Source organism: Marinobacter sp. (genome assembly GCF_041687235.1).
Classification (GTDB): Bacteria; Pseudomonadota; Gammaproteobacteria; order Pseudomonadales; family Oleiphilaceae; genus Marinobacter.
Genome location: NZ_JAWLCH010000002.1, coordinates 217,131 through 234,582, shown reverse-complemented (window position 1 = coordinate 234,582; position 17,452 = coordinate 217,131). Strand labels below are relative to the sequence as shown.

Here is a 17,452-nt window from a genome sequence, read left to right as displayed (position 1 = left end):
ATGTCTACTGAGATTAAAGCCCCCGTTTTCCCGGAGTCGGTCGCAGAGGGTACTGTCGCGACCTGGCACAAGCAGCCGGGTGAAGCCTGTTCACGCGATGAGCTGATTGTTGATATCGAGACCGACAAGGTTGTTCTTGAAGTTGTGGCGCCGGCGGATGGCGTTATTGAAGAAATTATCAAGAACGAAGGCGACACCGTTGAAAGCGGTGAGGTAGTTGGCAAGTTCAAGGAAGGCGCAGCGGGTGAGTCCAAGCCTGCAGAAAGCAAGAAGGAAGAAAGCAAGGAAGACGCTCCGAAAGAAGAAGCCAAGAGTGACGCTTCTTCCGGTGAAGCGATCCTGAGCCCGGCTGCCCGCAAGCTGGCCGAGGAAAACAACGTTGATCCGAACGCTGTCAAGGGTACCGGCAAAGACGGCCGTGTTACCAAGGAAGACGTTCAGAACCACGTGGACAGTGCCAAGTCATCCGGCGGCGCTTCTGCGCCCAAGCCTGCGGCGGACATGCCCGAGGTGAATGTCAGCCAGGGTGAGCGTCCTGAGAAGCGTGTGCCGATGACCCGTCTGCGTGCGAGCATCGCGAAGCGTCTGGTCAATGCGCAGCAGAGTGCTGCCATGCTGACCACCTTTAACGAGGTGAACATGGCGCCGATCATGGAGCTGCGCAAGCAGTACCAGGACAGCTTCGTGAAGCGTCACGGTATCAAACTGGGCTTCATGTCGTTCTTTACCAAGGCGGCTACCGAAGCGCTGAAGCGTTTCCCGGCGGTGAACGCCTCCATCGATGGAAACGACATGGTTTACCACGGCTACCAGGATATCGGTGTAGCGGTATCCACCGACCGGGGTCTGGTGGTTCCGGTACTTCGCGATTCCGATGCCATGGGCCTGGCCGACATCGAGAAGAAGATCGTCGAGTACGGCACCAAGGCGAAGGAAGGCAAGCTGGCGATTGAAGATATGACCGGCGGCACCTTCACCATTACCAACGGCGGCATTTTCGGCTCGTTGATTTCCACGCCGATCCTGAATCCGCCGCAGACTGCCATCCTGGGTATGCACAAGATCCAGGAGCGCCCCATGGCTGTGAACGGCAAGGTTGAGATTCTGCCGATGATGTATCTGGCGCTTTCTTACGACCACCGGATGATTGATGGCAAGGAAGCGGTGCAGTTCCTGGTTGCCATCAAGGAAATGCTTGAAGACCCGGCTCGTATTCTGCTGGACGTCTGAGCTGACATTTAACGAATCGGAAAACGGGATAAGCTATGTCTGATAAGTACGACGTCATTGTCATTGGTGCAGGCCCCGGGGGCTACGTAGCCGCCATCAAAGCGGCTCAGCTCGGTCTCAAGACCGCGTGTGTTGAATCCTGGACCGCTGAAGACGGCAAGGCTCAGGTGCTCGGTGGTACCTGCCTGAACGTTGGCTGCATTCCCTCCAAGGCGCTGCTGGAGATTTCTCACAAGTTTGAGGAGTCCAGCCACGACTTCGAGATGCAGGGCATTATCGCCAAGGATGTTAAAATGGACATCGGCAAGATGATGGAGCGCAAGCGCGGCATCGTTAAGCAACTGACAGGCGGCATTGCCGGTCTGTTCAAGTCCAATGGCGTTACCTCCATCCACGGCCACGGCAAACTGCTGGCAAACCGCAAGGTTGAAGTGACCGACAAGGACGGTAAGTCGAAGACTTACGAAGCCGAAAACATCATTCTGGCCACCGGCTCCAAGCCGATCCAGATTCCGCCCGCGCCATTCGATGGCGAATACATCGTGGATTCCGAGGGTGCTCTGGAGTTCACCGAAGTACCCAAGCGTCTTGGTGTTATCGGTGCCGGTGTCATCGGTCTTGAGCTCGGTAGCGTCTGGGCCCGCCTGGGTGCCGAGGTAACCGTTCTGGAAGCCCAGGACACCTTCCTGCCGGCTGTTGACCAGCAGGTAGCCAAGGATGCCCTGAAGCAGTTCCAGAAGCAGGGGCTGAACATTGTCATGGGTGCACGCATGACCGGCGCGGAAGTGAAGCGCAAGCTGGTCAACGTGAACTATGAAGATTCCAAAGGCAAGCATGAAGCCAAGTTCGACAAGCTGATTGTCGCGGTTGGCCGTCGGCCCTACACCGACAACCTGTTGTCTGAAGATTCTGGCGTCCAGATGGATGAGCGTGGCTTCATCTTTGTGGATGACAACTGTAAAACCGAAGCGCCGGGTGTCTGGGCGATCGGTGACGTGGTTCGTGGACCGATGCTGGCCCACAAAGCGTCTGAAGAAGGCATTATGGTTGCGGAGCGTATTGCCGGGCACAAGCCTCAGGTCAACTACGACTGCATCCCGAACGTTGTATACACCTTTCCGGAAGTTGCCTGGGTAGGCAAAACCGAAGAGCAGATGAAGGCCGAGGGTGAAGAATACAACGTGGGGACCTTCCCGTTTGCCGCTAATGGCCGTGCCATGGCTGCAAACTCGGCATCGGGCCTGGTCAAGATCATTGCTGATGCGAAAACCGACCGTATCGTTGGTTTCCATGTTGTTGGTCCCCAGGCTTCTGAAATCGTTGCCCAGGGCGTGATCGCCATGGAATTCGGTTCCAGTGCTGAAGATCTGGCCCTGACCTGCTTTGCACACCCGACTCTCTCCGAGTCCGTGCATGAGGCAGCTCTGGCCGTCGGTGGTGGCGCGATTCATATCGCCAACCGCCGCAAAAAGAAGTAACGCAAACCAGGAATTTTTTAATTCGGGACATTAACTATGAATTTGCATGAATATCAGGGCAAACAGCTTTTCGCTGAATATGGCCTGCCAGTATCCAAGGGCATTGCCTGTGATACTCCGAAGGAAGCAGTCGATGCTGCCGGCGAGATCGGCGGTGACGCATGGGTTGTCAAGGCTCAGGTTCACGCAGGTGGCCGTGGTAAGGCCGGCGGTGTAAAGCTGGTCAAGAGCAAAGAAGAGATCCGTGAGTTCGCCGAGAAGTGGCTGGGCAAGAACCTGGTAACCTATCAGACAGATGAAAACGGCCAGCCGGTCAGCAAGATTCTGGTTGAATCCCTCACCGACATCGACCAGGAACTGTACCTGGGCGCCGTTGTTGACCGCGGTACCCGTCGTATCGTGTTCATGGCCTCCACCGAAGGCGGTGTTGAGATCGAGAAGGTTGCTGAAGAGACTCCCGAGAAAATCCTGAAGGCAGAAGTTGACCCGCTGGTGGGCGCACAGCCATACCAGGGCCGCGAGCTGGCGTTCAAGCTCGGTCTTGAAGGCAAGCAGATCGGGCAGTTCACCAAGATCTTCCTGGGTCTGGCCAAGCTGTTTGAAGAGTGCGACCTGGCACTGGTTGAGATCAACCCGCTGGTGATCACCCCGGCCGGTGACCTGCACTGCCTGGACGCCAAGATTGGCGTTGACGGCAACGCCCTGTACCGTCAGAAGAAAATCCACGAGATGCACGATCCCTCCCAGGAAGATTCCCGGGAAGCGGAAGCAGCCAAGTGGGAACTCAACTACGTGGCTCTCGAAGGCAATATCGGCTGCATGGTTAACGGCGCAGGCCTGGCCATGGGCACCATGGACATCATCAAGCTGTCCGGCGGCCAGCCTGCCAACTTCCTGGACGTTGGTGGCGGTGCTACCAAAGAGCGCGTATCTGAAGCGTTCAAGATCATCCTGTCTGACTCCAACGTCAAGGCGGTTCTGGTCAACATCTTCGGCGGCATCGTTCGTTGCGACATGATCGCAGAGGGCATCATCGGTGCCGTGAAGGAAGTGGGCGTGAAGGTTCCTGTTGTGGTTCGCCTTGAAGGCAACAACGCGGAGAAGGGTACTCAGGTACTCGCCGACAGCGGCCTGAACATCATTGCCGCTACCAGTCTGTCGAATGCGGCAGAGCAAGTTGTCAAAGCCGCAGGGGGTAAATAATGAGCATCCTGATTAACAAAGACACCAAGGTTATCTGTCAGGGCTTTACCGGCGCGCAGGGCACCTTCCACTCAGAGCAGGCGATTGCCTACGGTACCAAGATGGTTGGCGGCGTCAGCCCCGGCAAGGGCGGCACCGAGCATCTGGGACTGCCGGTGTTCAACACCGTGCGTGACGCCGTTGAAGCAACCGGCGCAGAAGCGACCGTTATCTACGTTCCGGCGCCGTTCTGTAAAGACGCCATCATCGAAGCGGCGGATGCCGGCATTCAGCTGATCGTATGTATCACTGAAGGTATCCCGACCATCGATATGCTCTACGCCAAGGAATACGTGGATCGCAAGGGCGTTCGCATGATCGGCCCCAACTGCCCGGGTGTTATCACTCCGGACGAGTGCAAGATCGGCATCATGCCTGGCCACATCCACAAGAAAGGCAAGGTGGGTATCGTATCCCGTTCAGGCACCCTGACTTACGAAGCGGTCAAGCAGACCACTGACTTCGGCTACGGTCAGTCTACCTGTATCGGTATCGGTGGTGACCCGATTCCGGGCTCCAACTTCATCGATATCCTGGCGCTGCTTCAGGAAGATCCTGAGACCGAAGCCATTGTAATGATCGGCGAAATCGGCGGTACCGCCGAGGAAGAAGCCGCAGCCTATATCAAGCAGAACGTCACCAAGCCGGTGGTTTCCTACATCGCTGGTGTTACTGCGCCTCCGGGCAAGCGTATGGGTCACGCCGGTGCTATTATCTCCGGTGGTAAGGGCACAGCAGACGAGAAGTTTGCCGCCCTGGAAGACGCCGGTGTGCGCACTGTCCGCAGTCTGGCCGAGATTGGCCAGGCCCTGAAGGAAGTCACTGGCTGGTAAGCTGGCCTTCTTTCAGTAAAAACCCCCGTTTCTGCCCTGCAGAGCGGGGGTTTTTTATTTATAATGCCGGGTCGCCTGAACTATGATGGCGGTTCCAATACAAAATAAGGAGTTCGTGCTTTGAGTTCTGTAGATTCCCAGCAAAGGGTTTTGTCCGGCATGCGTCCGACCGGCAAGCTTCACCTTGGCCACTATCACGGTGTGCTGAAAAACTGGGTGAAACTCCAGCACGAATTCGAATGCTTCTTCTTTGTGGCGGACTGGCACGCGCTGACCACCAACTACGACGACCCCTCGGGCATTGAGCAGAGCGTCTGGGATATGGTCATTGACTGGCTTGCGGCCGGAGTGAATCCGGGCTCGTCCACCATGTTTATCCAGTCTCAGGTGCCCGAACATGCGGAACTGCACCTGCTGCTGTCGATGATTACTCCTCTCGGCTGGCTGGAGCGGGTCCCCACTTTCAAGGACCAGCAGGAAAAGCTCCGGGAGAAAGATCTGGCGACCTATGGCTTCCTGGGTTACCCGTTGCTGCAAAGCGCAGACATCCTGGTCTATCGGGCCGGAAAGGTTCCCGTGGGTGCTGATCAGGTTTCTCATGTCGAGATTACCCGGGAGGTTGCCCGACGCTTTAACCATATCTACGGCCGGGAACCAGGATTCGAAGAGCAGGCCGAAGGTGCCATCGTGAAGATGGGCAAGAAAAACGCCAAGCTTTATCGCAATCTCAAGAAGCGCTATCAGGAAGAGGGCGATATGGAAGCCCTGGAAACAGCGCGGGCCCTGCTGAAAGAACAGCAGAATATCTCCCTGGGCGATCGTGAGCGCCTGTATGGCTATATTGAAGGTGGTGGCAAGGTTATTCTGCCCGAGCCGCAGCCGTTGTTGACGCCGGAATCCAAGTTACCGGGGCTGGACGGCCAGAAGATGTCCAAGTCCTACAACAACTATATAGGCCTGCGGGAAGAGCCGGACAGTGTTGCGCAGAAGGTCCGTACCATGCAGACCGACCCCCAGCGGGTTCGCCGAACCGATCCGGGTGAACCGGAGAAGTGCCCGGTGTGGGGGATGCATAAGATTTACTCCGACGCTGACACCCGGGAATGGGTTCAGACTGGCTGCCGCAGCGCGGGCATTGGCTGTCTGGACTGCAAGAAGCCGCTGATTGATGCCATCGTTGAAGAACAGCGTCCGCTTCACGAACGGGCGCGGGAGTATGAGGGCAATCCGGATCTGGTCCACTCCATTCTCCAGGAAGGCCGTGAACACGCCCGTGATGCCGCTCGTGATACCCTCGAGGAAGTCCGCGCAGCGATGGGGCTTCATTATCGCTGAACCCGCAGGATCCGGTGCCGGGGCCTGACAGGCACGGCGCTGCTCCGGAGTGAAAGGTTATGACGGAAGAATCCACCGATCAGGCAACGCCCGAAGGTCAGGACGCCACACCAGAGCAATCGCCGCTTGCGCGGGTGTCCGGCAAGCCGGTGGTGGATCTTCCCAAAGACCTCTATATCCCGCCGGATGCGCTTGCAGTGTTCCTGGAAGCTTTTGAAGGGCCACTGGATCTCCTGCTTTATCTTATCCGTCGCCAGAATATGAATATTCTGGATATCGACGTCAGCGAGATTACCCGTCAGTACATGGACTACATCGGCGCCGTCGAAGCCATGAGATTTGAGTTGGCTGCAGAATACCTGGTGATGGCGGCAACCCTGGCGGAGATCAAATCCAGAATGCTGCTGCCCCGCCAGGAGAGCGACGACGAGGAAGAGATTGATCCGAGGGCTGAACTGATTCGGCGGCTGCAGCAGTATGAACGGTTCAAGCAAGCGGCCGAGGATATCGACGAGATGCCCCGCCTGGAGCGGGATAACTATGCAGCCTCCGCCACTCTGCCGAAGATGCCTTCCACTCAGCCCCATCCCGATGTGGACCTGAGGGAAATGCTGCTGGCACTCCAGGGTGTATTGAAGCGTGCGGATCTGTTCACCAGCCACCATGTGGAGCGTGAAAGGCTCTCCACCCGTGAGCGCATGTCCGCGATTTTGTCGGTGCTTCAGGATGATCGTTTTGTGACCTTCGAGAGCCTGTTCACACTGGAGGAGGGGCGTCTTGGAGTTGTGGTTACCTTCCTTGCGACACTGGAGCTGGTCAAAGAACAGCTGATTGAGGTTGTCCAGGCGGAAGTGCTTGGCCCGATTCATGTCCGCGCCAGGGCAGCCAGCTAAAACCGCCGGTAACCGAAAGCACGAGAAAACGGATTAGACACCATGAATGAAGAGCATCTGGCGAGAATCCAGGCCATTGCCGAAGCGGCCTTGCTGGCGGCGGGCAAGCCGCTGTCCCTCGACCAGCTCCGGGAGCTGTTCAGTGAAGAGGAGCGTCCGGCCCGGCAGGTCATGGAGCACGTGATGGTGCTTCTTGAGGCGGCCTGTGAGGGCAGGGGATTTGAACTGAAGAAGGTCGCCAGTGGCTACCGGATCCAGGTTCGCGAGGAATTCGCGCCCTGGGTCGGTCGCCTGTTTGAGGAAAAACCCCAGCGCTATTCCAGGGCACTCCTGGAAACCCTCGCGCTGATTGCCTACCGGCAACCCATCACGCGGGGTGAAATTGAGGACATTCGGGGTGTTACGGTAAGCAGCAATATCATTCGTACCCTGCTTGAGCGAGAGTGGGTGCGCGTTGTCGGCCACCGCGATGTTCCCGGTCGTCCGGCCATGTACGCGACGACCAAACAGTTTCTGGATTATTTCAACCTCACGGGCCTGGACCAGCTGCCGCCCCTGAACGAAATCCGGGACCTTGAAGAAATCGGCCGGGAAATCGAAAAGAATATGCAGGCCGAGATCGAGTTCGAATCACCGGCTGCCGAGAATGACGACGACTCTTCGAGCCAGACACTTCACTGATGCCATTCAGGTGTCAGTCAGCGACTAAGGATTGATTTCATGGCGGCAGAACGCCCCAAAAAGCCGGCCGGACCGGCGCAGGACAAGATTAGCCATGGAGGGCCCGAGCGTATCCAGAAGCTACTCGCCAGAGCGGGTATCGGTTCACGCCGGGAAATTGAAGGCTGGATGGAAGCCGGCCGCCTCACGGTGAACGGCCAGCCGGTGTCTCCCGGCCAGAAGGCAACCGTGGAAGATCGCTTCGAGCTCGACGGCAAGCGCCTGGAAGTGTCCGGGGCAGCGGACGTGATGCGCAGGGTGCTTATCTACAACAAGCCCGAGGGCGAAGTCACTACCCGAAAGGACCCGGAGGGGCGGCCGACCGTGTTCGATCGTCTGCCGCGTCTCAAAGAGCACCGGTGGATCTCCATTGGCCGGCTTGATATCAACACCACCGGCCTGGTGCTCTTTACCACGGACGGCGAGCTTGCCAACCGGTTGATGCACCCCTCCAATCAGATCGATCGGGAGTACGCAGTGCGTATTTTCGGGGAAGTGGACGATGCAATGATCGAGCGGCTGCTTCAGGGTGTTCTTCTGGAAGATGGCATGGCGAAGTTTTCCGATATCTCACCAGCCGGTGGCAGTGGTATGAATCGTTGGTTTCACGTTACCCTGCTGGAAGGCAGGAACCGGGAAGTTCGGCGGTTATGGGAGTCCCAGGGGGTTCGGGTCAGCCGTCTCAAACGGGTGCGTTACGGACCTGTTTTTCTGCCCAGCAGACTGACTGTCGGTAAATGGGAAGAGCTTGACCAGAAGGCCGTGGATACCCTGAGCAGGACTGTCGGGCTCGAGACGGTTGAGATTCCCCAGAAAACGCCGAACGAAAAAGCAGCCCATGACCGCCAGAGGCGCAAAAGCCCTGGCCGCTCCGGCAAGAAAGTACCCGGCAATAAATGGGCCGTCAGTGATACCAGGCCAGCAAAACCGGCGGGCCGCAGCCCAAGGCCGGAGCGCTCGCGGAGCAAAACACCCCGCGGCTGATGCTCAGGAAATGGTGGCAAACACCCGGGTGCAGTTCCGGCCCTGGTGTTTGGCACGATAAAGTGCTTCATCAGCTCGTGCCAACCACGCCTGTGGCGATTCCTTGGGCAGGAAAGTGGCAACGCCACAGCTGGTGGTGATCTTCAACTCTTTTTCTCCACCATCCACCCGGATGGCTGCAACCGCCTCTCGAACCCGCTCGGCTACGTCTTTGGCATCCTCCTGCGATGTATGGGGCAGCAGGATGGCAAACTCCTCCCCGCCAAAACGGTATACCGTGTCGGACGTCCTGACCGACCTCTCCAGCTCTGCAGCTGCAATCTGAAGCAGGTGGTCTCCCACCACATGGCCGTGGGTGTCGTTGACGGCCTTGAAATAATCCAGATCGCAAAGTATGAGCGAGTAGGGTTCGCCATGGCGCTCAGACAGGAGGCTTGAACGCTGGAGGGCATCGTCCAGGGCTCGTTTGTTGGGAATACCGGTCAGTGAGTCTGTCAGCGACGCCTGCTCAATGGCAACGTATTGGCAGGCGTTGCGAATCGGGCAGATGGCCGCGCCGAGTATCATCTCGACACCTTCCAGCTCCTGCTCCGAAAACCGCTGCCGGCGCTGGAGGGTGAGGGTTCCGTAGTTGACACCTTCAAGACTGAGCCGGTACTCACACCGATGGGGGCCACCCATACCAGTGGCGTAGACAAAATCCTGATTGCCAATCCGGTGACGGTAGTTGAGGGCGGTGAAGGGGATGATAGTAACCAGTTCTTCCGCCAGAATGGCCAGCTGTTGTTCCAGGGACAGCGTGGTCGACAGGCGACGGGTCAGCCTGGTGAGCACATCCGGCGTGTTGTTCCAGTCCTGATGTGCCTGACGCAGCGCAGCCAGTTTCTGGGGCTGGGAGGGAGACTGTTGGATCGACGGTATGTTTTTCACTCGGATTCACTCTGTCGCGGAAGTTTACAGTGCTGGATTTGTCCAAAGCAGAAACTGTGCCCGATCCGTAATTTCTTTTTAAAACAACGAGTAAAAATAAAAAAGTAATTCCAGATCTAGATTAAATAAGCCGGTTTTCGGGTTGCCGTCAAAAAACCGGCAGGGATTTGCCGCGGAGTTTTCGCCGCTATGCAAAATGTCAGACAAGGGGATGGGGCTAAAGATTCCCTGTGGTAAACTTCTGCGTTTGAAATTGTGCCGTCTGCAGAAATGAGCGACCAACTCTATGAGGTTTCAGGCCCCGGAAAGTCTGTCTGAACAAATCGCCCAGCATCTTGGGCAAAGGATCATCACGCGAGATCTCAAACCCGGAGAACGCATTCAGGAGCTGAAGGTGTCCGGCGAACTGAATGTCAGCCGTGGTTCTGTGCGGGAAGCGCTACTTATTCTCGAGCGGCGGCATCTGATCGAGATTTTCCCCCGGCGCGGTGCCGTGGTCTCAAGCCTGACGGCCGAGAGTGTCAACAGCCTTTACGACATCTACATTGATCTGCTTTGCATGCTCGGTCGAAAGGTGCTCGAGCGCTGGTCCGGTAAGGAACTGGGCGGCGTTATGGGGCAGGTTCGTGAGCTGCAGGCAGTGATTGATGCTCTCAACGCGACCAGCGCTGACGCCGCCGAGCAGGTTATTGATGCCGGTTTCGGGGTTATGCGTTACGCCTACGGCCTGGTTGACAACCCGTTTCTTGAAGAAACCCTCGAGAACTTCCGCCCCGCTATAAGCCGTACCTATTTCGTGGCACTTGAACATTTCCGGGAAGAGATCGGTGAGACGGCGACCTTCTTCCGGCAACTGGCAGACGCCGCCATCAATGACGATACCGAACGTCTGCAGGCCGTTATCCAGGCTTTTGGAGAGCACCAACGGCAGCAGGTGTTGACGATTCTCCGACAGGAGGCGAGCGCCTGATATGCGTCTGAAGTCCATCAAACTGTCTGGCTTCAAATCCTTCGTCGATCCCACCACGGTGCCGTTTCCTTCCAACATGACGGCCGTGGTCGGGCCCAACGGCTGTGGCAAGTCCAACATCATTGACGCGGTTCGTTGGGTCATGGGTGAAAGCTCCGCCAAGTACCTGCGCGGTGAATCCATGACCGACGTCATCTTCAACGGATCCAGTGCCCGCAAGCCCGTCGGCCAGGCGTCTATCGAACTTGTGTTTGATAACAGCGATGGTTCCGCGCCGGGTGAATTTGTCCGTTTCAACGAAATCTCGGTTCGCCGACGGGTTTCCAGGGAAGGGCAGTCCGAGTATTTTCTGAACGGGTCCAAGTGCCGGCGTAGGGACATAACCGACCTGTTCCTGGGTACTGGTTTGGGGCCGCGCAGTTACGCAATTATCGAACAGGGCATGATTTCCCGGCTGATTGAGGCCAAGCCGGAGGAACTTCGGATCTATATCGAAGAGGCCGCCGGCATATCCAAGTACAAGGAGCGGCGCCGGGAGACTGAGAACCGCATCCGCCGCACCCAGGAAAATCTTGAGCGCCTGACCGATCTGCGAGAGGAACTGGGCCGTCAACTGCAGCATCTGGAGCGCCAGGCCGCAGCCGCCGAAAAGTACAAGGCCTACAAGCAGGAAGAGCGCCAGAAAAAAGCCGAGTTGACAGTTCTCCGTTGGCAATCGCTGGACAATGATCTGCAAACCTGGCGCGGCAAGATCCGGGATACCGAACTTGAGCTTGAAAAGCACCTGACCGAGCGCGTCAGTCTAGAAACGTCTCTGGAATCCCTCAGAGATAATCATCAGGAGCGTACCGAACATTTCAATCGCGCCCAGGCCAGGTATTACGAGGCCGGAGCTGATATTGCACGTATCGAGCAGAGTCTCGAACACCAGCGTGAACGAAGCCGCCAGATGGCCGCCGAGCTGGATCAGGCGCTGGCCAACCAGCGCGAACTTGCCCGTGAACTTGAGCAGGACGAGGACAAGCTGGCCGGTATTCAGGAAGAGCTCGACATGATGGAGCCGGAACAGGAGGCGCTGGCGCTGCGGTCTGAGGAATCCGGCGAGAAACTCCAGCTTGCCGAAGACGCCATGAGCGACTGGCAACACAAGTGGGAGGATTTCAGTGCCCGTTCGTCGGATGCCCGGCGCCAGGCCGAGCTTGCCCAGTCCAGAATTCGCTCCCTTGAGGATGCTATCGAGCAGTTGCTGACGCGTCAGCGCAAACTCCAGGATGAGCAGGAATTGCTGGAGGGCCAGATGGATCGCGCAGAGCTGGAAGAGCTGCTGGAGCAACAGGAAACCCTGGAACTGCAGCGTGAAGACGCGGCCGAGCGCATTGCCGCCATACAGGAAGAGCTCTATGACGCCCGCCAGAACCAGCGCGATGCTGAGCAGGCGGTCTCCGAAGAACGCCAGCGGGTGCAGAGCCTTCGAGCCTCTCTGGAATCACAGCAGGCGCTGCTTGATGAGCAGATGGGGGCCGGCGATGATGTCCTGCAATCCTGGCTTTCACAGAATGCGTTGAGCGATATGCCCCGCGTTGCCAGCCAGCTCAAGATTGCCGATGGCTGGGAGTTTGCCGTCGAACAGGTGATCGGCCGTTTTACCCAGGGGCTGTGCCTGCCTGAGATCGGCCAGCTCTCATCAGCCATGAAGGAGGCGCCCCGGGGGCTTGCCCTTGTTGAAGCCGGCGCCTCGGGTGACAGCGGGAGCAGCGGTCTGGCTGCCAAGGTGTCCGGCGTTAAGGCGATTGCCTCCCTGCTTCGTGGCATTGACGCGGTAGAGACCGTTGCCGATGCCATGGGAATGCGATCCACGCTTGGGGACGGGCAGAGCCTGATAACACCGGAGGGCGTTTGGGTATCCCGGGATTGGGTATTGATGCCGGACTCGGACGCCGGCCAGGTCGGAGTGATCGAGCGCCAGAAAAAAGTGACGGAACTGGCCTCGCAACTGGCCGAAGCGGAAGAAAGGCTGGAGGCCGCGTGCGAGCAACTGGACAGGCTCCAGGAACGGGCGGAACGCTCTGAATCCGCCCGGGACGAGGCTCAGACCCGTTTGAGCGAGGCCGATCGGGAGCTTGGCACCTTGTCCTCCCGTGTCAGCGGCCTGCGGGCCCGGGCTGAGCAGATCGATGCCCGGCTTCAGCGGATACGGGATGACATCGACGATGTTGGGCAGAATCTCGAGGGCCAGAAAGAGAGCCTCCAGGAGGCCCGGGAAGAGTGGCAGCAGGCGCTGGCATCCACGGAAGACAGCGATGAAGAAAAAGAACGACTTCTCGAACAGCGCGACAGCCTGCGCGAGAACCTCGACCGGCTGCGGCAGGAGGCCCGGCACGACCGTGACCACGCCCACCAACTGCAGCTTCAGCTTCAGACCCTGAACAGCCAGCGTGATGGACTCAGGCAGACCATCGACCGGATGCAGATGCAAAAGGAGCGTATCGATGAGCGCCTGGATATCCTGAGGGAATCCCGTGAAAGCGCCGAGGAGCCCATTGAAGACCTTCAGATGCAGCTCGAAGGCCTGCTTGACCGTCGTCTGGCAGAAGAGGAAAAACTTGGCGCGGCTCGCGATGCCCTTGAAGAGATCGACCGAGAAGTGCGGGAAAAAGAGCAGGGCAGAAGCGGCACGGAACACCGGATACAGGAGGTCCGCTCGCGGCTGGAAACGCTTAAAATGGAATCCCAGGCGCTGGAAATCCGTTCCGGCAACCACATCGACCAGCTCAAGGATCTGGATGTGAAGCTCCAGGACATCCTGTCGCAGCTTCCGGACGGAGCCAACGAGAAAGACTGGGCGGACGAGCTGGAGCGTATTGGTAACCGTATTCAACGACTGGGCGCGATCAACCTCGCGGCCATTGAGGAATACCAGGTTCAGAGCGAGCGGAAAACCTATCTCGACGCCCAGCACGAGGATCTGATGGAGGCCCTCGAAACCCTCGACAACGCCATCAGGAAGATAGACCGGGAAACCAGGCAACGCTTCAAGGAAACCTTTGATCAGGTGAACGGTGGCCTCCAGGCGCTGTTCCCGAAGGTGTTCGGGGGCGGTAATGCCTACCTGGAACTCACCGGCGAAGACCTGCTGGAAACCGGTGTGGCGATTATGGCGCGGCCGCCTGGCAAGAAGAACAGCACCATCCACCTGTTGTCAGGGGGCGAAAAGGCGCTGACGGCCATTGCCCTGGTGTTCTCGATTTTCCAGCTGAACCCGGCCCCCTTCTGTATGCTGGATGAAGTGGATGCGCCGCTGGATGACGCCAACGTGGGCCGTTACGCCAACATGGTCAAGGAAATGTCCAAACAGGTGCAGTTCATCTACATTACCCACAACAAGATTGCCATGGAGATGGCCGATCAGCTGATGGGGGTAACCATGCATGAACCGGGGTGCTCCCGTCTGGTGTCGGTGGACGTGGACGAAGCGGCGGCGCTCGCGGAAGCGTAAGGCTGTTCAGAAAACCGGCAACCATGACAAAAACGCCATCTGGCCCGGGTGTGCGTTGTATTCATTACGGGCTTTTCTTAGAGTAGCAACGTTACGGGATCTGCAAACAGGACAGCAGCACTATGTCACTTAGGGAATGGTTAATTGCCATCGGTACCCTGGTCATTATCGGCATTGTCATTGACGGTGTTCGCCGGATGCGGCGGGCCCGCAAGGAATCCATGGCGATTTCATCGGGTATGGGAGCGGACGAGCTGGAGGATTCTCCTCTCGACGACGAGTACAACCCCGAGTTGCCCAACGGCGGGGCGCGGACCATTTCCCGGGATACCCTTGAAGAGCGTGGCTACGTAAAGCGTGACAAGTCCAGCCGATTCGGGTCTCCGAAACCCAAGCCGACTCGTCCGGTGACAGCCGCTGCCAAGTCTGGTGAGCCGGAGTCGCCGGAACCGGAACCGCAGCAAGTACCGGAGCCGGAGCCACTGACGGGGCGCCATGAACAGGCCGTTGAGTCAGATCAGGACTTCGACCTGTCCAGCCGTGAGCCCGATGAAACCGAGCTGGAATCCGGTTGGGGTGCCATTGACGAAGACGCGGAGGCAGCTCCACCGACTGTCACAACGGAAGTGGAGGAGGACACCGCCCGGCGCGAACCCGCCAGACCCACCAGCGGCCAGCCTTTGGCGGGTGCCAATCGGCCGGAGGCTCGGGAAGTCATTGTTATCAACGTGCTTGCCAAGAGTGATGAGGATTTCAAGGGGCCAGCCCTGAAGAAGCTGTTTGAAGCCTGCGGCCTGGAACACGGTGACATGGATATTTACCACCGCCATGAACAGTCCGACACGACCAGTCCGGTCCAGTTCAGCGTTGCCAACGCCGTGGAACCCGGCACCTTCAAGCCCAGGGACATGCCCGCTCTGTCCACCCCGGGGATCAGTTTCTTCATGAGCATGCCGGGACCGACCAATTCGATGCAGGCGTTTGACTTCATGCTTGAAACGGCTCAATGCGTGGTGCGTAACCTGGGCGGAGAACTGAAAGACGAACGCCGAAGTGTGATGACCCCTCAGACTATCGAACATTGTCGCCAACGGATCCGGGAGTTTGAGCGCAAGCAGCGTTCCCAGAGGGTCTGAAACCCGGTGACAAAAGACGGCCAGATGCCCGGTTTGTTCCGGGCATTTTTTTGAGAGACGAGAGTGCCAGTCCATGAGCAAAGCCACGCCCGACATCATTCAGCGTGTAGAAGAACTCCGTTCGGTCATTGATGACCATAATTATCGGTACTACGTGCTGGATGACCCCCGGATTCCAGACGCGGAATACGACAGGCTGTTCCGGGAATTGCAGACCCTGGAAACCAATTACCCGGAACTGGCAACGGATAATTCGCCTACCCGGCGGGTTGGCAGCGCTGTCGAGACCAGTTTTGAAGAGGTGGTACACCGGTTACCCATGCTGTCGCTGGACAATGCGTTCAGTGAAGATGAGCTTCGTGATTTCGACCGGCGGGTCAGGGACCGGCTCGATATCAGTGACGACGTGGAATACGTCTGTGAGCCCAAGCTGGACGGGCTTGCGGTCAGTCTGCACTACGAAAATGGCGCGCTGACGACCGCCGCTACCCGGGGGGATGGCTATTCCGGGGAGGACATAACCGCCAACATCCGAACCATTCCCTCTGTGCCATTGAAACTCCGCGGAGACGATGTGCCTGATCTGGTGGAAGTCCGGGGCGAGGTCTATATGCCCAAGGACGGTTTCGAACAGCTCAATCGCCGGTTGGCTGAGCGGGGCGAGAAGACCTTTGTGAACCCCCGCAATGCAGCGGCTGGCAGTCTCAGGCAGAAGAAATCCACGGTCACCGCCAGGCGGCCCCTGGAAATGTGTGCCTACAGCGTTGCAGTGACCGACGAGAGCCTGTTGCCCGATACCCAATGGGACGGGCTCCAGAGGGTTAAACGCTGGGGCTTCCGGATTAACCCGGAGATGCGCAAGGCCAAGGGCGTTGAGGAATGCCTTGCGGCCTACAGCGAACTTATGGCCAAACGGGACAGCCTGCCCTACGAGATTGATGGGATTGTGTTCAAGGTCAATCGCCTTGACCAGCAGAAAGCCCTGGGCTTCGTCTCCCGGGCGCCGCGCTGGGCAATTGCCCACAAGTTTCCGGCCCAGGAAGAGTTGACGATCATTGAGGATGTGGAGTTCCAGGTGGGGCGCACCGGTGCCGTCACCCCGGTGGCAAGGCTGAAGCCGGTATTCGTGGGCGGCGTGACGGTCAGCAACGCCACCCTCCACAACATGGATGAAATCCGACGTCTTGATGTGCACATTGGCGATACCGTGTTTATCCGCCGCGCCGGTGATGTGATACCGCAGGTGGTCAAGGTGGTCACAGAAAAGCGTCCTCCGGGCGCGAAAGAAGTGGAGCTGCCCTCACAGTGCCCGGTCTGCGATTCGGATGTTATCCAGATTGAAGGAGAAGCGGTCGCCCGATGTTCCGGCGGCCTGTTCTGCCCGGCCCAACGCAAGGAAGCCATCCGTCACTATGCCTCCCGGAAAGCCCTGGATATCGAAGGCCTCGGTGACAAATGGATCGACATCATGGTCGATCAGGGCATGGTGGAAACCGTCGCCGACCTGTATCGCCTGACAACCGATGATCTGGTTAAACTTGAACGAATGGGGGAGAAGTCGGCCGCCAATCTGGTTGCTGCCATTGATCGGGCCAGAAAGCCAGTCCTGTGGCGTTTCCTTTACGCCCTCGGCATTCGAGAGGTCGGGGAGGCCACTGCCAAGGGCCTGGCGGCGCACTTCGGGACTCTGGAGGCCATTGCCGAGGCTGATGAAGAAAACCTGCAGGCAGTGCCGGATGTCGGGCCGATCGTTGCAGGTCATATTCGGAGCTTTTTCGAGCAGACCCATAATCGGGAAACCCTGGAAGCGCTGCGTGAAGCCGGCGTGGAATGGCAGGAAGAGCAGATCCAGAAGGGGGATAAGCCCCTGAAAGGCCAGACCTGGGTGCTGACAGGCACGCTCTCCAGAATGACCCGGGACGACGCCAAAGAGAAGCTGGAGGCCCTGGGCGCCAAGGTGGCCGGAAGCGTCTCCAAAAAAACTGCCTGCGTGGTTGCGGGCGAGGCCGCCGGTTCCAAGCTGGCCAAGGCTGAACAATTGGCGGTTCCTGTTCTGGATGAGGCAGGCTTGATTGCCTTGTTGGAAGAACATGGGCTGGAGGTGGGCTAACCGAATCTGAGAACTCGCGCAGATCCCCTGCGCACCAAATTGGCTACCATGGCGTTGTTCTGTAACGGTGTGTAAACCGCCCGGTGTTTCTGCTT

13 protein-coding genes are annotated in these 17,452 nt (G+C 58.1%); 12 read left to right on the top strand and 1 reads right to left on the bottom strand.

Going from position 1 to position 17,452, the window contains the following annotated elements; genetic code table 11:
- The 8 genes from odhB to rluB all read left to right on the top strand — a co-directional run bounded on the left by odhB (position 1) and on the right by rluB (position 8,715).
- Positions 1–1,230 (top strand): 2-oxoglutarate dehydrogenase complex dihydrolipoyllysine-residue succinyltransferase, encoded by a 1,230-nt coding sequence (gene odhB, locus ACESMK_RS04805; protein ID WP_372995807.1) that lies wholly within the window; start codon positions 1–3, stop codon positions 1,228–1,230.
- Between the two features lie 35 nt (positions 1,231–1,265).
- Positions 1,266–2,708, top strand: coding sequence for a dihydrolipoyl dehydrogenase (gene lpdA, locus ACESMK_RS04800; RefSeq protein WP_372995805.1), 1,443 nt, complete (start codon positions 1,266–1,268; stop codon positions 2,706–2,708).
- Positions 2,709–2,744: 36 nt separating this feature from the next.
- The gene (gene sucC / locus ACESMK_RS04795) at positions 2,745–3,911 is read left to right on the top strand and encodes an ADP-forming succinate--CoA ligase subunit beta (RefSeq protein WP_372995803.1); all 1,167 of its coding nucleotides are present in this window, start codon (positions 2,745–2,747) and stop codon (positions 3,909–3,911) included.
- Entirely contained in the window at positions 3,911–4,783 is an 873-nt protein-coding gene (gene sucD / locus ACESMK_RS04790; RefSeq protein WP_064228102.1) for a succinate--CoA ligase subunit alpha, read from the top strand. The genes sucC and sucD overlap by 1 nt, the downstream gene beginning before the upstream one ends.
- A gap of 120 nt (positions 4,784–4,903) precedes the next feature.
- Positions 4,904–6,118 (top strand): tryptophan--tRNA ligase, encoded by a 1,215-nt coding sequence (locus ACESMK_RS04785; RefSeq protein ID WP_372995801.1) that lies wholly within the window; start codon positions 4,904–4,906, stop codon positions 6,116–6,118.
- 59 nt (positions 6,119–6,177) lie between these two features.
- Positions 6,178–7,011, top strand: a complete 834-nt coding sequence (locus ACESMK_RS04780; protein WP_372995799.1) for a segregation and condensation protein A — start codon at positions 6,178–6,180, stop codon at positions 7,009–7,011.
- 42 nt (positions 7,012–7,053) lie between these two features.
- A complete protein-coding gene (gene scpB / locus ACESMK_RS04775; RefSeq protein WP_372995797.1) occupies positions 7,054–7,692 on the top strand; it encodes an SMC-Scp complex subunit ScpB in 639 nt (212 codons plus the stop codon).
- A gap of 39 nt (positions 7,693–7,731) precedes the next feature.
- Complete coding sequence (gene rluB, locus ACESMK_RS04770; RefSeq protein WP_372995795.1) at positions 7,732–8,715, top strand: 23S rRNA pseudouridine(2605) synthase RluB; 984 nt, start codon at positions 7,732–7,734, stop codon at positions 8,713–8,715.
- Positions 8,716–8,718: 3 nt separating this feature from the next.
- Here the strand turns inward: rluB and ACESMK_RS04765 are convergent, their stop codons facing one another.
- Positions 8,719–9,645, bottom strand: a complete 927-nt coding sequence (locus ACESMK_RS04765) for a GGDEF domain-containing protein (RefSeq protein WP_372995793.1) — start codon at positions 9,643–9,645, stop codon at positions 8,719–8,721.
- A 286-nt stretch (positions 9,646–9,931) separates the two neighbouring features.
- On the opposite strand from ACESMK_RS04765, the gene ACESMK_RS04760 reads away from it, so the two are divergent.
- The 4 genes from ACESMK_RS04760 (at position 9,932) to ligA (ending at position 17,357) form a co-directional block, all read left to right on the top strand.
- A complete protein-coding gene (locus ACESMK_RS04760) occupies positions 9,932–10,615 on the top strand; it encodes a GntR family transcriptional regulator (protein WP_372995792.1) in 684 nt (227 codons plus the stop codon).
- Between the two features lies 1 nt (position 10,616).
- A complete protein-coding gene (gene smc, locus ACESMK_RS04755) occupies positions 10,617–14,111 on the top strand; it encodes a chromosome segregation protein SMC (RefSeq protein WP_372995790.1) in 3,495 nt (1,164 codons plus the stop codon).
- 122 nt (positions 14,112–14,233) lie between these two features.
- Complete coding sequence (gene zipA, locus ACESMK_RS04750; protein WP_372995788.1) at positions 14,234–15,247, top strand: cell division protein ZipA; 1,014 nt, start codon at positions 14,234–14,236, stop codon at positions 15,245–15,247.
- 73 nt (positions 15,248–15,320) lie between these two features.
- Positions 15,321–17,357 (top strand): NAD-dependent DNA ligase LigA, encoded by a 2,037-nt coding sequence (gene ligA / locus ACESMK_RS04745; protein ID WP_372995786.1) that lies wholly within the window; start codon positions 15,321–15,323, stop codon positions 17,355–17,357.
- The last annotated feature ends 95 nt before the right edge of the window (positions 17,358–17,452 follow it).

Coding starts and splice junctions, on each gene's coding strand:
- sucC (WP_372995803.1), top strand. CDS start 2,745: ATGAATTTGCATGAATATCAGGGCAAACAGCTTTTCGCTGAATATGGC.
- zipA (WP_372995788.1), top strand. CDS start 14,234: ATGTCACTTAGGGAATGGTTAATTGCCATCGGTACCCTGGTCATTATC.
- smc (WP_372995790.1), top strand. CDS start 10,617: ATGCGTCTGAAGTCCATCAAACTGTCTGGCTTCAAATCCTTCGTCGAT.
- ACESMK_RS04760 (WP_372995792.1), top strand. CDS start 9,932: ATGAGGTTTCAGGCCCCGGAAAGTCTGTCTGAACAAATCGCCCAGCAT.
- scpB (WP_372995797.1), top strand. CDS start 7,054: ATGAATGAAGAGCATCTGGCGAGAATCCAGGCCATTGCCGAAGCGGCC.
- rluB (WP_372995795.1), top strand. CDS start 7,732: ATGGCGGCAGAACGCCCCAAAAAGCCGGCCGGACCGGCGCAGGACAAG.
- ligA (WP_372995786.1), top strand. CDS start 15,321: ATGAGCAAAGCCACGCCCGACATCATTCAGCGTGTAGAAGAACTCCGT.
- sucD (WP_064228102.1), top strand. CDS start 3,911: ATGAGCATCCTGATTAACAAAGACACCAAGGTTATCTGTCAGGGCTTT.
- lpdA (WP_372995805.1), top strand. CDS start 1,266: ATGTCTGATAAGTACGACGTCATTGTCATTGGTGCAGGCCCCGGGGGC.
- ACESMK_RS04780 (WP_372995799.1), top strand. CDS start 6,178: ATGACGGAAGAATCCACCGATCAGGCAACGCCCGAAGGTCAGGACGCC.
- odhB (WP_372995807.1), top strand. CDS start 1: ATGTCTACTGAGATTAAAGCCCCCGTTTTCCCGGAGTCGGTCGCAGAG.